The sequence below is a fragment of the Burkholderia sp. 9120 genome, assembly GCF_000745015.1.
Classification (GTDB): domain Bacteria; phylum Pseudomonadota; class Gammaproteobacteria; order Burkholderiales; family Burkholderiaceae; genus Paraburkholderia.
In genome coordinates this window covers 4626063-4643392 of sequence record NZ_JQNA01000002.1, presented here as the reverse complement: position 1 = coordinate 4643392, position 17330 = coordinate 4626063, and the positions used below count along the sequence as shown (strand labels likewise).

The 17330-nt window shown below is 64.9% G+C and carries 15 protein-coding genes; 6 read left to right on the top strand and 9 right to left on the bottom strand.

Annotation, left to right across the window (positions count from 1 at the left end; all coding sequences use genetic code 11):
- Positions 1-57: 57 nt before the first annotated feature.
- The 3 genes from FA94_RS28855 to FA94_RS28845 all read right to left on the bottom strand — a co-directional run bounded on the left by FA94_RS28855 (position 58) and on the right by FA94_RS28845 (position 3885).
- Entirely contained in the window at positions 58-387 is a 330-nt protein-coding gene (locus FA94_RS28855) for an NIPSNAP family protein (protein ID WP_035557784.1), read from the bottom strand.
- A 187-nt stretch (positions 388-574) separates the two neighbouring features.
- Positions 575-2311, bottom strand: a complete 1737-nt coding sequence (locus FA94_RS28850; RefSeq protein ID WP_051980845.1) for an MFS transporter — start codon at positions 2309-2311, stop codon at positions 575-577.
- A 140-nt stretch (positions 2312-2451) separates the two neighbouring features.
- On the bottom strand, positions 2452-3885 hold the full coding sequence (locus FA94_RS28845) for a sigma-54-dependent transcriptional regulator (RefSeq protein WP_035557782.1): 1434 nt from the start codon (positions 3883-3885) through the stop codon (positions 2452-2454).
- Between the two features lie 1368 nt (positions 3886-5253).
- Between FA94_RS28845 and FA94_RS28840 the strand changes: the two genes are divergently transcribed.
- The 3 genes from FA94_RS28840 to FA94_RS28830 all read left to right on the top strand — a co-directional run bounded on the left by FA94_RS28840 (position 5254) and on the right by FA94_RS28830 (position 8383).
- Positions 5254-5544: a hypothetical protein gene (locus FA94_RS28840; RefSeq protein WP_035563325.1), complete on the top strand. Its 291-nt coding sequence runs from the start codon at positions 5254-5256 to the stop codon at positions 5542-5544.
- A gap of 73 nt (positions 5545-5617) precedes the next feature.
- A complete protein-coding gene (locus FA94_RS28835) occupies positions 5618-6820 on the top strand; it encodes a CpaE/TadZ family protein (protein WP_035557780.1) in 1203 nt (400 codons plus the stop codon).
- A 120-nt stretch (positions 6821-6940) separates the two neighbouring features.
- Positions 6941-8383, top strand: coding sequence for a nicotinate phosphoribosyltransferase (locus FA94_RS28830; RefSeq protein ID WP_035557777.1), 1443 nt, complete (start codon positions 6941-6943; stop codon positions 8381-8383).
- Here the strand turns inward: FA94_RS28830 and FA94_RS28825 are convergent, their stop codons facing one another.
- The 3 genes from FA94_RS28825 to FA94_RS28815 all read right to left on the bottom strand — a co-directional run bounded on the left by FA94_RS28825 (position 8384) and on the right by FA94_RS28815 (position 12149).
- The gene (locus FA94_RS28825) at positions 8384-10240 is read right to left on the bottom strand and encodes an ABC transporter ATP-binding protein/permease (protein WP_035557774.1); all 1857 of its coding nucleotides are present in this window, start codon (positions 10238-10240) and stop codon (positions 8384-8386) included.
- 4 nt (positions 10241-10244) lie between these two features.
- Entirely contained in the window at positions 10245-11138 is an 894-nt protein-coding gene (locus FA94_RS28820) for an extracellular solute-binding protein (protein WP_035557771.1), read from the bottom strand.
- A gap of 84 nt (positions 11139-11222) precedes the next feature.
- Positions 11223-12149, bottom strand: a complete 927-nt coding sequence (locus FA94_RS28815; RefSeq protein WP_035557769.1) for an NHL repeat-containing protein — start codon at positions 12147-12149, stop codon at positions 11223-11225.
- Positions 12150-12395: 246 nt separating this feature from the next.
- Here FA94_RS28815 and FA94_RS28810 point away from each other — a divergent pair, with 246 nt between their 5' ends.
- From FA94_RS28810 to FA94_RS28800, 3 genes are all read left to right on the top strand, one after another.
- Positions 12396-12896, top strand: coding sequence for a molybdopterin-dependent oxidoreductase (locus tag FA94_RS28810; RefSeq protein ID WP_051980843.1), 501 nt, complete (start codon positions 12396-12398; stop codon positions 12894-12896).
- 123 nt (positions 12897-13019) lie between these two features.
- The gene (locus tag FA94_RS28805) at positions 13020-13619 is read left to right on the top strand and encodes a nitrogen fixation protein NifQ (RefSeq protein WP_081936197.1); all 600 of its coding nucleotides are present in this window, start codon (positions 13020-13022) and stop codon (positions 13617-13619) included.
- A 52-nt stretch (positions 13620-13671) separates the two neighbouring features.
- Positions 13672-14070 (top strand): winged helix-turn-helix domain-containing protein, encoded by a 399-nt coding sequence (locus FA94_RS28800; protein WP_197070307.1) that lies wholly within the window; start codon positions 13672-13674, stop codon positions 14068-14070.
- A 47-nt stretch (positions 14071-14117) separates the two neighbouring features.
- Here FA94_RS28800 and FA94_RS28795 read toward each other — a convergent pair whose 3' ends face one another.
- From FA94_RS28795 to FA94_RS28785, 3 genes are all read right to left on the bottom strand, one after another.
- Positions 14118-15479 (bottom strand): DUF2325 domain-containing protein, encoded by a 1362-nt coding sequence (locus tag FA94_RS28795; protein WP_035557766.1) that lies wholly within the window; start codon positions 15477-15479, stop codon positions 14118-14120.
- Between the two features lie 148 nt (positions 15480-15627).
- Positions 15628-16221: a hypothetical protein gene (locus tag FA94_RS28790; RefSeq protein ID WP_081936196.1), complete on the bottom strand. Its 594-nt coding sequence runs from the start codon at positions 16219-16221 to the stop codon at positions 15628-15630.
- A 205-nt stretch (positions 16222-16426) separates the two neighbouring features.
- Positions 16427-17302: a LysR family transcriptional regulator gene (locus FA94_RS28785; RefSeq protein ID WP_035557763.1), complete on the bottom strand. Its 876-nt coding sequence runs from the start codon at positions 17300-17302 to the stop codon at positions 16427-16429.
- Between the last annotated feature and the right edge of the window lie 28 nt (positions 17303-17330).

Here is a 17330-nt window from a genome sequence, read left to right as displayed (position 1 = left end):
CGATATGCGGGACGGTGCGCGCCGTCTCCGCATATCGCGCCTGGCCGGTTGTCGTCTTTACTGCGGCGCGACCTCGAACGTGCCGTCGACGACTTCGGTGAAAGTCCGCTCTTCACGCAGAATGAAGCGCCGGGTTTGCGCGAACTGGAAATTGTCGCGCGCTTCGGAATCGGTGCGCAGCCTGGCGCGGTAGGTCTCGTAGGCGGCGAGGCTGTCGAACGCGATCAAGCCCCACGCGATGTCGTTGGTGCCCTCGTGCGGCAGGAAATAGCCGACCAGATGACCGCCGCAGCGCGGAATTATGCGGCCCCAGTTGCGCGCGTAGTCGTCGAAAGCGTCGCGTTGGAACGGATCGATCTGGTAACGGATGAAGCAGGTGATCGTCATGGAGAAGCTCCCGGTGGAGTGAGGGCGTTTGCACTGCCATGACGTGAGTATGGAGATCGGCGGGCGGGGACGTTTCAGGGTGTTGTGAAGTGTCGGAAGCGGGGAGCTTGCGGCGGGTTGGTAAGTGCTATGGCGCTGCGTTGCGCCGGCCAACGAGCACTATGCCGAGGCCAGTGTCACGGACGTGCTATGGCTTGCGCTCCGCGCGCTGGATGGTCGTCGCCGCCAGTGCCGCGCCGATCAGTGCGCACAACGCCGACATCAGTGCCACGGCTCGTAATGCGGCGCCTAGCGAGTCGGCTTGCGCAGCAGCAATTGCCGCTTGCGTAGCTGCGCCCGGCGCGGACGCTTGCAGCCCTGAGTCCGAAGAAGCGTTGCCCTTCGCAGGCACAGACCCGGACGGCTCATCGCCGCCATCGACCGCCTCGCCACCACTGCGCGCAAGACTGGCCGCCTCGCGCTCCGCTCGCGGCACATGCAACGCGTCGAGCCGAGCATCGAGCGCCGCATCATGCGACCAGACGAACACGATCCCCAGCACCGCGATTGCCAGCAAGCTCGCGACCCGCGCCACCGCGTTGTTGATCCCCGACGCGACGCCCGTGCGTGCCGCCGGGACCGAGGTCATCACGGTCGTCGTCAACGGTGCGACGGTGATCGTCATGCCGAGTCCAAGCACCGTCAGCGCGGGGAAAAACCCACGCCAGTATTCGCCACGCACCCACGGCAATGCAATCATCGCGAAGCCGGCCGCCGCGATCACCGGACCCGCGGTCAACAAGGCGCGCGCGCCATAGCGGCTCGTCAGACCGCCGGTAAAGCGCGACAACAGGCCGATCGTCACCGGCACCGGCAGCAATGCCGCGCCGGCCTGGGTCGCGCTGTAGCCATAAGCGCGGATCAGCGTGAACGGCAGGAAAAACAGCGCGCCGCCGAGCCCGAAGTAAACCAGCAGCGTGACAAGGTTGGCGCCGACGAAATCGCGTGAACGGAACACGTCGAGCGGCATCATCGGATTCGGCGTTCTCGCTTCAAGCGCGATGAATGCGCCCATTACCAGCAAGCCGCCGACTATCGCGGCCAGCACCCAGCGGTCGCCGAAACCGTGCGCCGACGCGAGCGTCAGGCCATACGTCAGCGCGGCAAGCCCGACGGTCGCGGTGGCCGCGCCCAGCCAGTCGAGTTTCACTGGCGTGGAGGGTTGAACCCGCGCTCCGCTGCCCGCCGGTTCCTCCGCGGCGACATCGTCCAGTCGGCTGTCCGGCACGGCGATCACCGCCAACGCAACCGTCGCGCAGGCAATCGGCACGTTGAGAAAAAAGATCGCCCGCCACGAAAACGCGTCCACCAGCCAGCCGCCCGAGACCGGTCCAAGCGCCGACGTGATCGCGCCGACGCCCGCCCACGTGCCGATCGCCTGACCGCGTTCGCGGTCGTCGAACACCGTGCCGATGATCGCCAGGCTGCTCGGCACCAGCAGCGCCGCGCCGACGCCTTGCACGGCGCGCGCCGCGATCAGCGCGGCGGCGCCAGGCGCGAGGCCGCAACCGATCGACGCCAGCGTGAACAGCACGATGCCGGCGATAAACACGGTGCGCCGGCCGAGCTTGTCGCCGAGCGAACCGCCCACCAGCACCAGCGCGCCGAGAAACAGCAGATACGCATCGACGACCCATTGAATCGCCGCCACGCTCGCGCCCAGTTCGGTCTGGATCGACGGTAACGCGACGTTGACCACGGAACCATCGATGAACGCCATGCTGGAGCCGAGGATGGTCGCGGCCAGCGCGAGTTTCTTACGTCGGCAGGGCGAGCCGGCGCTGAGCGACTGCGCGCGGATGGTCAGCGCGTCGCACGGACTGGCTTGCGCGGGAAGCGTGGAGGAGGGACGGCGCTCGAGCGCCGGAATCTGCTGATCAGCCAAGTCCGCTCCGGGTGGGATGAACGGCTTTCAGCATAGCAACGGCGGCGGGCATCCGAAAGGCGCGAATGACAAGCAGACGAGACGGCAAGCACACGGCAGCCGTCAATCAAAAAAAGCGGGCCTTCACGGCCCGCCCGCACTCAAACCATCGAACTTGCCTGCCGCTCGGCCTCGTCGTCGGCATCCGCACCGCTCGCACCCGACGCACGCCCGGCCGCCGGTTCCTGATGCAGCCGGTTCGCATGCATCAGCCGATACAGCGTGGCCCGCGAAATGCCGAGTTCGGCCGCCGCTTCCGACAGCTTGTAGCCATGCCGCTGCAGCGCATGTTCGATCGCGTCTTTCTCGGCCTTGCTGCGGATTTCGGCGAGCGTCACCGCCGGGCCGTTGTCCGCTTCCGGCAGGCCGAGATCGCTGGCCGTGATAAAGCGGCCTTCGCTCATCACGACCGCGCGGCGCACGCAATTGATCAGCTCGCGCACGTTGCCCGGCCACGGATAGTTCGACATCGCGACGATCGCGTCGCTGGAGAGCCCGCGCAGTTTGCGCGCGCCGTCCTGCTTGTACATGCTGAGCGCGTAATTGGCGAGCAGCTTGATGTCGCCGCCGCGCTCGCGTAACGGCGGTTCGATCAGACGCAGCACGCATAAGCGGTGATACAGGTCGGAGCGGAAACGGCCGTCTTCGACTGCTTTGTCGAGATCCACGTGGGTCGCCGAAATGACCCGCACGTCGACATGAATCGGACCATTGCCGCCCAGCCGCTCAATCGTGCCTTCCTGCAGGAAGCGCAACAGCACCGCCTGGCATTCATGCGGCATGTCGCCGATTTCGTCGAGAAACAGGGTGCCTTCGTGCGCGCCTTCGATCCGGCCGATCTTGCGCTGCAAGGCGCCGGTGAACGCGCCGCGCTCGTGGCCGAACAGTTCGGCCTGCAGCAGGCTCGGCGGAATCGCCGCGCAATTGATCGCGACGAACGCGCGGCCCACGCGAGGCGAGCGCTCATGAATGGCCCGGGCAGTCAGTTCCTTGCCGGTGCCCGATTCGCCGGCCACGAAGACCGGGGCGTCGGTCACGCCGCATTTGTCGATGCGCCGGTACAACTGCTGCATTGCTTCACATTGTCCGACCATGCCGTGCCGGCCGAGCGACGGCTCGGGGGCGACCTGGGTTTGCCGCAGGCTGGAGAGGCCGTGCGCATGGCCGAGCGCGAACACGAGCCGGTCGTTCAGCCACGGCCGGGTCACGAAATCGAAGCAATAGTCGAGGATGAAGCGGCTGACCAGTTCGTTTTCCGCCTGCCCCGGCGCAATCTGGGCGACCCAATTGGTTTCGACGCGCCGCATGCACGAGGCCAGTGCGGACAGATGCTGCGACGTGCAGTCGCCGGGCAGCTCGACGAGCCCGACCTTGATGTTGCCGCGCTCGATCAGCCGTTCGGCGATCGCCGTGCTTTTAGCATGCACAGCTTGCCAGCCGGACGCCGCGAGGAAATCCGCGAGCTTGTGATCCGGCGTAGTGGACACGTACAGAACGGTGCGTTCAGTGTCGACAGGCGTGCAATTGGTAGTCATGTTTCCCCCGGTTCGATGCTGCTCTCAGGACTGCAGTTCAACGTACTGGACAGACCGGCAACACGCACCGGTCTTCGGCCAACTGAGCCAGCCGGTTCGTTTTCACGAACTCGACCTGCGTTTCGCCGCCGCTTGCGGTTTCTCTAACCGAGTAACCGGGCGATGACGGATTCACGATGGCGGCAACGGCGGGGGCATGAACAGGCGGCGCGAGCCGCGAGGTGCTACATATCGGACAGATGGCAGAGCAGCAGTTCACTGCTGAAACCCGCCAGACGTTTTCATCCCCGAACGACAACCGTTTGTTACCTCGTTGGCCTGATACCAGCGCTCTAGGTGGCGCATGGCTTAACCATAAGCGAAACCGCCTGGGAGCGCCATACAAACAAATCTGGATTCAGAGCCTCACCCACACGGCGCGCGCCGCGCTGGCCGTTCAAAAATCATCGGTCAATCCCGGCAATGCGGGGAATCCCACATACCGGTGTATTCCGCCATTTCGTCATCCTGAAACACACGCGACGTAGGTCATGCGTCGCGTCTCAAGCTTGCGACAACTTGGGCAAGCCGTGAGACGCGTCGCTTTATGCCGCTTGGTGCCCTTTCATGCCCCGAAGCACCGGCACATTTGACCGGCACCCGGCGTAATCCCTTGGCTGCAAAGGCGTCCCTGTGGACGGTCGGTAAGACTGGCCGCCGGACCCGCTTTCCGGAGCGGTCGGTGGCCGGTTGCGGCGCGTCTCGAATCCGAATCAACCCATGCGCTCAGGTGGGGGTAATACGGTGCAATGCAGCAAAAAACACGATGCCATCGGGGTTTGAGGGCACATGGCATAGCCATTGCAATAGATGACTCATACAGAAAGAATGCGTTGCCGCCCGGTTCGCAACGGGGAAGCAGAGTCCACAAGAGACCGGCGGCAAACACAGACTTCGTAAGCACGGCAGTGGAATCGAATGTGACTTACGAGGGTACGGCGGGGCCAAAAGAAGCGGATGTCAAAAAAACGGCGCGAATGACCGGTACGGGGTATCGGTCATTCGCTGACCGGACAACGTGACGCGTTGACCTCGCCACTTTTTCCGTCCGGGATGACGGAATCGAAGCGCAGGCAACGACGACACGTACCGAGTTCGCGCAGTCGGCGAACCAGCGACGCAAGGAAGTAGCGACGGGGAAAGCAGCGCACGGTCAGGATCAGTCGGCGCGACGAAGCGGGGAGCCAGGGCCCGAGTCTCCATAGAGAGACCACAGTACGAGGTGAGCTGGGCGCCGTGTTCGCGTGGTGGCGGACACGGCTCTTGGTGAAGATCAACCAGCAGTCGCGAAGCAGCAGTCGTGAAGTGGATCATCACTCGGGGGTTGTCATGAAAACACAGACTAGCAAGCCGGTCGCCGCAGCGCGGCTCGATCGTGGAATCAACGGACGGGCCGACGCCTTGTCATGGCGGCGGCTGCAGGACGCGCCGCGTGCGCTGTTCGCCGCGCCGCCGCCCGATCTGTTGACGCTCGTGATCGCGGACCAGATCAAGCGCCGGGCGCAGGCGGAAATTCAGCGCGACGCGTTGCGCGAAGCGCTCTACGACATGCCGGTGCGACCGGAGCGGCACGAAGAACGTGGCACGGACGTCTATCCATCCGACGCCGACGAAGAATAAACCCGAACCGAACGTCGATCGTGATCGACACGGCCTCGCCGGCCGAACGGCCCAAGAACGGCGGAGACTCGACATGATCGACATTTTGCTGATTTCCTCCAGCGCGCAACGCGCGTCGCAGATTGCCGCGCGCCTTGAAGAAAGCTCCGTGCCGCATCGGCTGCGGATTATTTACGGCACCGCGCGGCAATTGCTGACGCACGTACGCGCCTTCCGGAGCGCGGACCTGCTGATCGTCGACGACATCGATCTGAATGCCCGCGAGCTGGACGGCGTGGAAGAGGCGCTGGCCTGCACGCCGGCGCTGCATTGCATGCTGGTAACGCCGGAGCCGTCGACCGCGCTGCTCGGCGCGGCGATGCGGGTGGGCGTACGGCATGTGTTCGCATGGCCGCTCGAAACCGGCGAGATCACCGGCGCGCTCGCCCAGATTCATGCCCGCAAGACCGCCCGCAGCCGCCGTGCCGGACGGATCGTTTCGCTCGCGTCGTCCAAGGGCGGCAGCGGCACGACGCTGATTGCCGTGAATCTCGCCTATTCGCTGGCCGCCGCGCGCAACCGGCGCGTGCTGCTGATCGACCTGAGCCAGCAATTCGCCGACGCGAGCCTGCTGCTCGCCGATAAACCGCCGCCTACCACGCTCGCCGATCTGTGTTCGCAGATCGGCCGGCTGGACGCGGCCCTGCTCGAATCCTGCCTGATGCACGTGCATGCGAATCTCGACGTGCTGGCGGGCGCCGGCGATCCGTTGAAAGCGGCCGAATTGTTGCCCTCGCAACTGGAGCGGATTCTTCTGCTGGTGCGCGAGCGTTACGACGCGGTGCTGATCGACGTCGGCCAAAGTCTCAATCCGCTGACGATCCATGCGCTCAATCGCAGCGACTCGATCTGCATGGTGGTGCGGCAAAATCCGCTGTACCTGCATGGCGGACGCCGCATGCTCGATATTTTCCGCGAGCTGGGTTATCCGGCGAGCAAGGTGCGGGTGGTCGTGAACCAGTACGACAAGAACGCGCAGATCAATCTGCCGACCCTCGAAAAAACGCTCGGCGCGAAGGTCGCGCATCAGCTTCCGCGCGACGAACAGTTGACCAACGAGGCGCTGAGTCGTGGCGTTCCAGTGGTGACGTCGGCGCGCGATAGTGCGCTGGCGCAAGGCATCCGGTTGCTGGCCGACATGCTGTGGCCGCCGCTCGTCGAGCGTCGCAAGGGGGTGCTTGGGCGGTTGTTTTCGAGCCGGCCGAGTATTCCGCCGCAGTTGAAGCCGGGGCATTGAGCGGCGTTGTCGTAGCGAGGGCTCCCAGCGATTCCGTACGAGGTGTCGCGGCGGTGTATGGTAAAAAGACCACCACCCGCCCGATCACTCTCGAGAGCGCCTTCGGGCGCCGCATCGTCCATGCACAACGTTAGCCACGGTCTCAACGACATCGCGTCGATCCTGTCGAATCCGATCCTCAACACGGATTCGTACAAGGCCTCGCATTACCTGCAATATCCGCCCGAAGCGTCGGCGATGTTCTCGTACATCGAGTCGCGCGGCGGACGCTATGGGCGCACGCTGTTCTTCGGCTTGCAGATGCTGATCAAGGAGTATCTGTGCCGGCCCATCACCCCGGCGATGATCGATCAGGCCAAGGCGTTCTTCACCGCGCACGGCGAGCCGTTCAACGAAGCCGGCTGGCGCTATATCGTCGAGCAGTTCGGCGGCTATCTGCCGGTGCGGATTCGCGCGGTGCCGGAAGGATCGGTCGTGCCGACTCACAACGTGCTGGTCACGGTGGAATGCGACGATCCGCGGGTGTTCTGGCTGGCCTCGTATCTGGAGACCATGCTGCTGCGCGTCTGGTATCCGATCACGGTGGCAACGCAAAGCTGGCATGTGCGCCAGACGATTCGCGGCGCGCTGGAACAGAGCAGCGACGACCTCACGCAATTGCCGTTCAAGCTGCACGATTTCGGCGCGCGCGGCGTGTCGAGCGCGGAGTCGGCGGCGATTGGCGGCGCGGCGCATCTGGTCAGTTTCATGGGCTCGGATACGGTGCTGGGCGTGGTCGCGGCGAACCACTATTACAACGAAACCATGGCGGCGTTTTCGGTGCCGGCGGCGGAGCACAGCACGATCACGTCATGGGGGCGCGAGCGGGAAACCGACGCGTTCCGCAACATGCTCGCGCAGTTCGGCAAGCCGGGCGCGATCGTTTCGGTGGTGTCCGATTCCTACGATCTGTTCGCCGCGCTCGACGTGTGGGGCACGGAGTTGAAGCAGGCAGTGCTCGATTCCGGCGGTATGCTGGTGATCCGGCCGGACTCCGGCGATCCGCAGACTATCGTGTTGCAAACCTTGCGCGCGCTCGACACGTCGTTCGGTTCGACACTGAACGGCAAGGGCAGGCGCGTGCTCAACAACGTACGCGTGATTCAGGGCGACGGCGTGAATCCGGAATCCATCGCGGCAATTCTTGCGGCGATGGACGAAGCCGGTTTCGCGGCGGACAACATCGTGTTCGGCATGGGTGGCGCGTTGTTGCAGCAGATCAATCGCGACACCCAGCGCTTCGCGATGAAGTGCTCGGCGATCCGCCTCGGCGACGAATGGCACGACGTGCTCAAGGATCCGGTCACGGATGCCGGCAAGCGCTCGATGAAAGGCCGCCTCACGCTGCTGCGAAATCGCCACACCGGCGAGTATCGAACGACGACGCTGCCGGTCGAGTGGGACGAGCGCACGGTTGAAAGCGAGTGGGACGACGCGCTGGTGACGGTATTCGATTCCGGCAAGCTGCTGATCGACGTCTCGCTCACCGACATTCGCAACCGCGCTCACGCGCACGAAGGCTAATCAATCGGCGGCGCCTGGCAGCCAAACCGTCACGCCTGCCGCCCGCACGTCGATCCGGCAGGGCGCGCCTTCGCGCAGTTGCGCATCTTCGCTGGCCAGGTCGAAATGAACGCCGCCGAGATTCACGCGGAGATAGCGCTCGCCGCGTCGCAACTCGACCGACTCGACCACGCCGTTATGCTCACCGTCCGGTGAAATCGTCACCGCGTGCGACGAGACGCGCCACATCACGTGTTGTCCCGTTTGCAGATCCTGTTCGCTTGCGACTGTGCCGATCGTCAGCGAGAAGCCCGGCGCGATTTCGACCTGCGCGGGACCCGTCATCATGCCTTCGCCGACATTGTGCAAACCGAGCAGGCCGGCTACCCGCATCGAGGCCGGCCGTTCGAACACGGCATCGATAAAACCGGATTGCAGCACGCGCCCCTGTTCGACCACTAGCACTTCATCGGCCAGCAACGCGGCTTCGTCCGGATCATGCGTGACGATGATCGTCACCGCGGCGATCTCGCGCTGCAACGCGCGCAACGATTGCTGCAGACGGCGCCGCCGTGGCGTGTCCAGCGCGGCGAACGGTTCGTCGAACAGCAGTAGTTCGCTATGCCGCGTCAGCGCTCGCGCCAGCGCAACCCGTTGGCGCTGGCCGAACGACAACTGATGCGGCAAACGCGCGACCAGTTGCGCGAGACCCAGATGCTCCAGCCAGTAACGCGCGCTCGCGGCGTCGGCATCGACGGGAAAGCTCAGTTGCCGCGCCACGCTCATGTGCGGAAACAGGCCGTAGTCTTGCGGCATGTAGCCGATCTGACGACGCTCGGGCGGCAGCGTGTGTAGCTGTTTCTCGCCGAGTTGCACGGTGCTCGTTGCGTTGGTGTCGAGTCCCGCGATCAGTCGCAACGCGAGCGATTTCCCCGAACCCGATGGCCCGATGATGGCGAGTCGGCGCGTGGCGGGTGTCCACGCAATGTCGAGATCGAACGCGCCGAGTTGGCGCCGCAGATGAAACGCGAGGCGCCGGTCTTCAGCCTCGCCACGACTCGCCGTCGCCTGCCCGGCGATGGGATCGAGCGCGTCGTCGCCATTTTCGGTTTGTTCCAACGCCGCTTTTTGCCGAAGGCTGTAAATCGACAAGGCCGCGCACAGAATCGCGATGGCCAGCGTGGGCAGCAGCAACGGCATCATCGCGGGCAGCCCCTGGCCGCCGAACACCACGTACGTGTAGACCGGCAACGAATACGGGTGATAGGCGACCATCACGGTCGCGCCGAATTCGCCGAACGCGCGCAGCCATGCGAGCGCGAGCCCGGCGCGGATGGCCGGCCACGCGACCGGCAACATGACACGGAAGAAACGGCTGCCGGCGCGATGACCCAGCGTCGCGGCGACGTCGTCGAGGACCGGATCGACGGCGGCGAACGCGGATTTCGCGGCGATGATCAGGAAGGGCGCCGCGACGAAGGTTTCCGCCAGCACGATGCCGGTGAACGAGTCCGTCAGCATGCCGCCGGTGAAGCGGCCGACGAAGCTATACGGCCCCAGCAGAAACAGCAGCAACACGCCGCTGGTGAGCGGCGGCAGCGCCAGCGGCAACTGCACGACGAAGCCGAGCAGCGCCACCTTGCGTGCGTTCGAACGCGCCAGAAAATAGCCGAGCGGCACGCCGCCCAGCAAAATCACGAGCGATGCCACGCTGGCGCTCGCCGCCGACACGCCGACCGCCGACCACGTGGCCGCCCAGTCGACGTTCGCCCAATCGGCCGCGCCAAGCTGCGGCACGCTCGCGATAAACGGCGCGCACAGATAGACGGCCAGCAGCGCCGCCAGCCACAGCAGCGGCCGCGCGCTAGAACGGCTCACCGCGTTACGGCGCGTTGGCGTCGATCACGGCTTGCACCGAAGGCGGCATGGCTTGCACATTGCCGCTCACGGTCGGTTTGACGACGTCCACGCCACGTTGCTTGAGCAGCGCACGGCCTTTCTCGCTCAGCAGGAAGTCGACGAAGCTGCTCGCGCCGTTACGGTTCGGCGCGTCATTGAGAATGGTCAGCGTGTAGCTGGCCTTGGCCTGCAATTCGGGCGCCGGACGGATCGCCGGAATCTTCAGGTCGGACGTCTCGGTCGAATAGAAAAAGCCGGCGTCGAGCTGGCCCGATTGCAGGCGGCCCACCAGCGTTTCCTCAGGCAAAACCTGGGCGGGATTTTCCGCCGCGCCGAGCGTCTTCTCGACTAGGTCCGGCTGATGGTAGAGCTCGGCGGCCTTCGTCACCATCTCGACGGTGAACGCGCCCTTCGGATCGAGCTTCGGATCGGTCCGGCCAATGCGGATGCCCGGCTCCTGCAGCACCTGGTCCCAACGCTTGCTCTTGAACTGCGCCGCGAACTTGCTCTGCGGGTTGTAGCCGATCATCAGCGGCGATTCGGCGAAATTCACGTACCACGTGACGTGATCGCCGTTCGCTTCGCCCATCAGGCTCGCGTTCACCTTCGGGCTCGCGCTGATGAAGACGTCGCCGCGACGCAGCTTGCCCTTGATTTCGTTGGCGATCTTGTTCGAGCCCGCCGCATAGCCGCGGAACTGCTGGCCGGTGGCTTTCTCGAACGCGGGGCCGATGCTGCGCTCCATCAGATTGACGAGCGAACCGGCGTACAGCACGTTGACCGTGTTGCTGTCGTCGGCGAAGGCGGGCGCGGCCGTCACGATGCCGGTGACCACGACGAGTGGAGCGACGAGAGAAGCGAGCAGCTTGCGAATCATGCGATAACCCCGATACGTTATTAAGAGCGCTATATTACGACGCCATCGTGTCGTGTTGCACGGATGGCGTCATCCAGCGCAACGTCAGTTCAGCGGAAAAGTGCGGACGTAGCTGGTGCCGCCGCTGGCGGTCGCGCGGTCGATCGCGTACAGCAGGCCGCGTGGCGCGTCCACGGCGAGGCCGCGAGCATCCTGAAAGTCGTTTGCAAGCACGCTCATCGTGCCGTCCGGCGCGATCCGGCACAGGCCTGTGGTGTTGCACTTGGTGTACAGCGTGCCGCGCGCGTCGACGCTCATCAGGTCAGGGCTGTTGATCTGCACGAACGCGCCGCTGGCCGCCACCGCTTGCGAACTGGCGAGCAACGCGCTGAGGCTGGTTTTGACGATGTCGTTATTCGCCTGGTCCGAGACGTACACGTTGTCGCCCGACACGGCGATGCCGACCGGCTTGCCGAGTCCCGTCAGCAGATCGCGTTCAACCGCGGTGTGGACGTTCGGATCGTAGGTGATCAGGCTTAACGCGCCTTGCGGCGGATTGCTGCCGCTCTTGATGAACCAGGTGGACAGCAGACGGTTCGAGCCGATCGAAATCAGGCCGAGGCGGCGGCGCGTCGGATCGGGACCGGTCAGCGCCGCGATCGTATCGGCGCCGGTGATGCTGAACACCGCGCTTGCCGTGCCGAAGCCGAAGCGTTCGATCATCAGCGCGCCCGCGTCGGCGAAGCTCAGCTGGCTCAGGCTGTTCGCCTGGCCCGTGACGGTCGGCACGCTGGCGTAATGCGCGAACGCGTGGGCGTCGGGTGAGGAGAGCACGCTGCTGGTCTGGTCGTCGGTAATGAAAACCGTGCCGTCGGCGGCGCGCACCGCGATGCCGTTCGGCGCGGCGCTCACGGCGAAGCGTTGCGGCGAGGCGGTGACGTTGTCGCCGCCGCAACCGGCCAGCGCGGCGATCAGGCCGACGGTGACGAGCGCGAGACGGGTGCTGCGGTGCAGGGTGGAAGCGAGGCGCATGAGATCTCCTGGAGTGGCGAGCGTGTGCGTTGGCCATGGGCCAGCGCAAGACGGTGCGCCGTTCATTGTTGTTGGTTGTTTTGCGTCAGGGTGCTGCCGCCGGTCGGCTGATATGCCCGGCGATATAGTGCCCATCGACGAAGTTTCGGCGCGGTTTTATGCGCAAGCCATCGTCGCCGCGTAATATACACACGGACATAACGAATGAACAAGCCGCCAGGCTGCCGATGCTGGAGATAAGCGCGAATGGATAGTGTGAACGTGATTGCCGCGCCGGCTGTGGACGGCGCGCTGGTTTTGACCGGACGATTCCAGCGTCCGCTACGGTTCAGTATCGAGCAACTGCGGCAGTACGAGAGCGTGCTGGCCACGCCGTTCGATCTGCGCTGCTATACGACGAACCGCTTTATTCGCAGCGTCGAGCCGTATCGTGGCGTGCGTCTGACGACGCTGATCAACGAGGCGGGTTTGCCGGATGCGGTGCCGGGCGAGTTCAAGCGCACGGTGTTTGTCGCGGTCGGGCAGGACGGGTATGTCGTGACGTTTTCGTGGCACGAGCTGTTTAACACGCCGGTTGGCGAGACCGTGCTGGTGGCTTACGAATGCGGCGGCCGCGCGCTGGATGCCGGGGAGGGCGCGCCGATTCTGTTTTCGGGCTCGGATATCTTGCCGGCGCCGCGGCATGTCAAGAGGCTTGCGCGGATCGAGGCGCAGGTTTTGACGGCTTCGGCTTCGGCTTCGGTTTAGGTTTAGGTTTGGGTTTGGGGTTGGCTTCGGGTTTGCGTGGTTTGAGTTGTCTGGGCGAAGGCGGGCGATCAGTAGCACGCTGCAGGCGTAACATGGTCCGCTCTTCTTCCGCGTGTCGATGCCATGTCTGACAATCCGCTTGCTGGTGTTGCCGCACCTGATTCGCTCGACGCGCACGTCGCCGCACGCACGGCCGCCTGGCTTTCAGTCGCCACCAGCGCCGCCTCGCCCGACACGCAACTCCTCGCCAGGCTGATCGCCGCGCGCGACGCGCGCAGCGAACTCGCGCTGCTCGGTCTGCACCAGCCGGCATGGCGTGCGCTTCTGGCAAGACACTTCACGCGCGCATCGGCCTCGGCGCCGCCGCCTCTGGTCAATGCGATCGACCAGATCGACTTCGTCCGCACGCTTCACACTTTGTTGCTCGCGCACGCAGACGCGTCGGTCGATCCGGCCGACGCCGATTGCCTCGCGACGATCATCGCGCATGCGTGTTTGCGTCCGGATCACCTGTGGCGCGACCTGGGCCTGCGCGGCCGCGACGACGTCACGTGGATGCTGACGCGTTACTTCCCGACACTGGTCGAACGCAACGTCGCGAACCTGCGATGGAAGAAATTCCTCGCTGAACAACGTGCGCTTTCGTTGGGGTTGACGCCCGGCCCCGCGCCCGGTTGCCCAGGCTGCGAAGACTACGGCCATTGCTTTCCAAACCTCGGTTAGGCACCGTCTCGCGTGGGTGGCAGTGCGAGGCGGTTCGTGTATGCTTTCGCGCATGGCCGACATTGCAAAAACCAAACCAGCATCCGCGAAAAAATCCGCTAAGGTGCGCCCCGAAGTGCGCTTCAGAATGCGTATCCGTACCGGAGACACCGTGGCGCTCGGACCGGGCAAAGTCGAACTGCTCGAAGCCGTGCGCGAGTTCGGTTCGATCTCGGCGGCGGCGCGCAGTCTCGACATGTCGTACCGGCGTGCGTGGCTGCTCATCGACGAACTGAACCGCTCGCTGAAATCGCCTGCCACGCATTCGGAGCAGGGCGGCCAAAGCGGCGGCGGCTGCACGCTGACGCCGGTCGGCGAGACGATCATCCGTTTGTATCGGGACGTCGAAGTGGAAGCGGAGCGAAGCTGCGCAAAGCAGATTGCCGAGTTGACGCGGTTGATTCGTTCGTGAGCTGAGGGTGCGCGAACGGCGGACCTCCGCCCGTCCAAACTCTGCCCTCAACCATGCCGCAAGCAAAACGCCGAAGGCGGCGGGTTGCCCAGTTGCGCAACCTGCTCAGGATGCAGCCGCGCCATCAACTCCACGAAGCTCGCCACGCTCGCCGTGCGCAACGGGTGATAGTCGATCTGATGACGCTCGCAGACGCGTTTGAGCGTGTTCATCGAATCATGATCGATGCAGTCCACCGGAAACACTACGATATCCGCGCCCGGCAAAGCGGCCGCAAGCAGCCCCTTGCGATCTTCCAGGCCGCCGTCATGCACCAGCAGTTCGCCGCCAGCCGCGTCCACCAGACGCTTTAGCGCGGCGTTCGAGCCGGGCCTGCCGCCCACATAAACGATCCGCTTGCCTTGCACGCTGTCGAGACTCGCCCGGCGCGCGCCGGCGCCATGCGTAGCATCGGCGGCGTCGACGGTTGCGCGTTCCAGCGCGTCGCATTCGCTTTGCACCAGTTTGAGTAGCGCGAGCGCCTGGTCGTGGCTCCTGCGCAGCGCCTGTGCGGCGTCCTGTTCCTGCAGCACGCGTTGCTCGGCGACTTCGCGGCGGCTGGTGTGCAAGGCCACGCGCTGATCGGCGTCGCTCAGCCGTTCGCGTAAGTGCTGCGCTTCGGCGGCGAGATCGGCGGCGTCGGCGGAAATCTGACGGGCGACGCTCGCGCTGAGTTGCGCGATCTGCTCGTTCAACGCGGCGATCGAGGCATCGCGCTGTGCGCCCAATTCGTTCAGCCGGCTCTGCTGGCGCTCGATTTTCTCTTTCAGCGCGGCGTTTTCTTCTTCCAGCGCGACCAGCCGGCGAATATCCGCACGGTTCGCCGCGCCGACCAGATGCGACAACATGTGCAGGTCGCCGAATGCTTTCTGGCGTGCGGGCAGGGTTGCGTGCCGATGCGTCATCAACGCCCAGTACGCCGGCGGAATGTCGCCGTTTTTCAACGCCTCGTCCCACAGTTTCAGCAACTCGATGTCGTCGCTGGCCTGGTCGAAGCGGCGGATCGCCGCCGCATAGTGTTCGTCGAGCGACTTGTGCAGCGCCTTGGCGCAGGCACCGCCTTCAATCGCCAGTTCCACCGCGGCGTGATGGATCTCGAGGTCGCTGGCGTCGCGGCGATCGAGGTTCGTGAATTTGGGGACCAGCTTGCGCAGTTCCTGCGTGCTCAGACAGGTGCCGATGATCGAGCAATGCAGATGACCGTCGAGTTCGGCGAGGCGCGCGCGCCGTTGGGCGCCCGGCCGGGACTGCGGCGCGTTGCCCGGCGTGCAGCATGCGTCGGCGGCGGCATGCATGCCGGCGTTGGCAAGATCGTCGCCGGACAGTTTCAGACGCGAGGGCTGGGCGAGGCGAAACGGGGGCGTGTGCATGAGGTCCTCGAATCCGGTTCGGGGTCAGTCTTGCTCGACGTGAACGTGACACGCGCGCGGCAGGTTTTCCGCGCACGCCGAAGCGACGGTGTATTCGCGAAGATATAGCGGTAAGCGAAAGGGAGCGTTCATGTTCGTTACGGTCGAATCAGTCGTTGGAGCCGACGAGGCTGGGTTCGGCGTGCGCATCGCGCTGAACCGCCGTAGCGGCGCGGCTGCGGCGGCCCGTGGCGCGCGTGCCGGCGCTCGATGCAAAGTTAGTCGTGACAGGCCCGTGCTGCTCGAGAACATGCCCGACGCACAGGCCGATAAAAACGGTATCGAGCCGTTCAAGCTGCGCCACGACGTTGCGCAATGCGGCCAGATCGTTGCTGAACGCATCCGAGAAAATCGCGTCGCGCAACTGTTCGGCCGACCGGGCTTCCTCGATCGTCGCCTTCAGGTCGTGCAGACGCGCGAATCCCGCCGCCCGGGCCCGTTCGGCGAGAATCGACAGCAACTGGTTCAGCGAATGCGAGCCCGACGTGCCGACCGACGCGAAGTTGAACTGGTCGTGGGTCAGCATCAGCACGAAGCGCTGCACGCTGCCGTACAGGCGCCGGTAAGCATCCACGACGTCGCGGATCGATTCGGCGCGGCCGCGCTCGGACGCCGATTTCACCGCGACGATCGTCGACGAAATCTCGTTCGCAAAGCGTTGGCGGCTACTTGCCGGGTCGGACGGAGTGGATCGGCTGCGCACCGCTAAAGGCTCCTGCTGGCTGGTTGGGCTTCAAGGGTCGGCGAGGCGATGGACAAGGCTGGAGGACCAGCCGCCACGCGGCATAAAGCCGACCGTGATATTCGACAGGATATAACGAAAGGCCGCCAGGGTGTTGATCCAAACGAGCGTTCGGTTTGGGTTTGTCCTGGGGTGATGCCTGGCTTGTGGCCTGGTTGCGCTACCTCTATCCCTTGCGCGCGAAGTCCAGAAATGCTTTCACCGCCGCCGTTTTTTCATACTTCCGGTAGGCAATCGCGATCTCCGACGCGATCGCTTTACCGGCGATGTCGCGGTACACGACACCGGGCAACGCGACGCATTCGGCCAGCGTCTGCGGCACCACTGCGACCTTGCCGCCCAGCGATACGCAGGCCAGCACCGACGCGAGCGTGCCGGGCCGGGGCCCGAGGCGAGGTGAGAAGCGCCCGCGCCGCGCCACTTCGAAGGTGGGCGCCTCCTGTTCCGGCAGCACGAACCACTGGTCGTGCAGTTGCGCGGGTTTGACGCTTTCCGACGCGGCCAGCGGGGAATCCGCGGGGATGGCCAGCACGAAGCGATCGTGATGCACGGTGGCGGCCTGAATGCCGTCGGCAAGCGGCATCGGCGGACGAACATAGGCGGCGTCGAGCAGACCGTCGTGCAGCATGGCGGCGACGGCGTCCATCGGCACCTCGCGAATCGAAATGTCGACGCCCGGATGCGTGTCGCGAAAGCCGCCGACTGACCGTTGCAGCACGCCCGCATAAACCGCCGACGCCACATAGCCGAGTTCGATCCGCCCCAGTTCTCCGCGCTCGGCGAGCAGCGCGCGCTCTTCGCCACGGGCGAGGTGGTCGAGCGCGGTGAGCGCTTCGGCGAGGTAAGCGCTGCCGGCGGCGCTGAGCGCCACCGAGCGTTTGGTGCGATGAAAGAGGCACACGCCGAGCAGGCGTTCGGCTTCCTGAATCAGCTTGGTCAGCGACGGCGCGGCGATGCCCAGTTCGTCGGCGGCACGCGAGAAATGCAGTTGTTTCGCGACGCAAACGAAGGCATGGATATGACGGAGTTCGAGCTGGCGCATGGGTGTCTGTATTTCATCTGAGGCTAAT

What these genes read in the sequence shown, in the direction of transcription:
- FA94_RS28855 (WP_035557784.1), bottom strand. Translation starts at nt 387, where the DNA reads ATGACGATCACCTGCTTCATCCGTTACCAGATCGATCCGTTCCAACGC.
- FA94_RS28845 (WP_035557782.1), bottom strand. Translation starts at nt 3,885, where the DNA reads ATGACTACCAATTGCACGCCTGTCGACACTGAACGCACCGTTCTGTAC.
- FA94_RS28840 (WP_035563325.1), top strand. Translation starts at nt 5,254, where the DNA reads ATGAAAACACAGACTAGCAAGCCGGTCGCCGCAGCGCGGCTCGATCGT.
- FA94_RS28835 (WP_035557780.1), top strand. Translation starts at nt 5,618, where the DNA reads ATGATCGACATTTTGCTGATTTCCTCCAGCGCGCAACGCGCGTCGCAG.
- FA94_RS28830 (WP_035557777.1), top strand. Translation starts at nt 6,941, where the DNA reads ATGCACAACGTTAGCCACGGTCTCAACGACATCGCGTCGATCCTGTCG.
- FA94_RS28820 (WP_035557771.1), bottom strand. Translation starts at nt 11,138, where the DNA reads ATGATTCGCAAGCTGCTCGCTTCTCTCGTCGCTCCACTCGTCGTGGTC.
- FA94_RS28815 (WP_035557769.1), bottom strand. Translation starts at nt 12,149, where the DNA reads ATGCGCCTCGCTTCCACCCTGCACCGCAGCACCCGTCTCGCGCTCGTC.
- FA94_RS28810 (WP_051980843.1), top strand. Translation starts at nt 12,396, where the DNA reads ATGGATAGTGTGAACGTGATTGCCGCGCCGGCTGTGGACGGCGCGCTG.
- FA94_RS28805 (WP_081936197.1), top strand. Translation starts at nt 13,020, where the DNA reads ATGTCTGACAATCCGCTTGCTGGTGTTGCCGCACCTGATTCGCTCGAC.
- FA94_RS28800 (WP_197070307.1), top strand. Translation starts at nt 13,672, where the DNA reads ATGGCCGACATTGCAAAAACCAAACCAGCATCCGCGAAAAAATCCGCT.
- FA94_RS28795 (WP_035557766.1), bottom strand. Translation starts at nt 15,479, where the DNA reads ATGCACACGCCCCCGTTTCGCCTCGCCCAGCCCTCGCGTCTGAAACTG.
- FA94_RS28785 (WP_035557763.1), bottom strand. Translation starts at nt 17,302, where the DNA reads ATGCGCCAGCTCGAACTCCGTCATATCCATGCCTTCGTTTGCGTCGCG.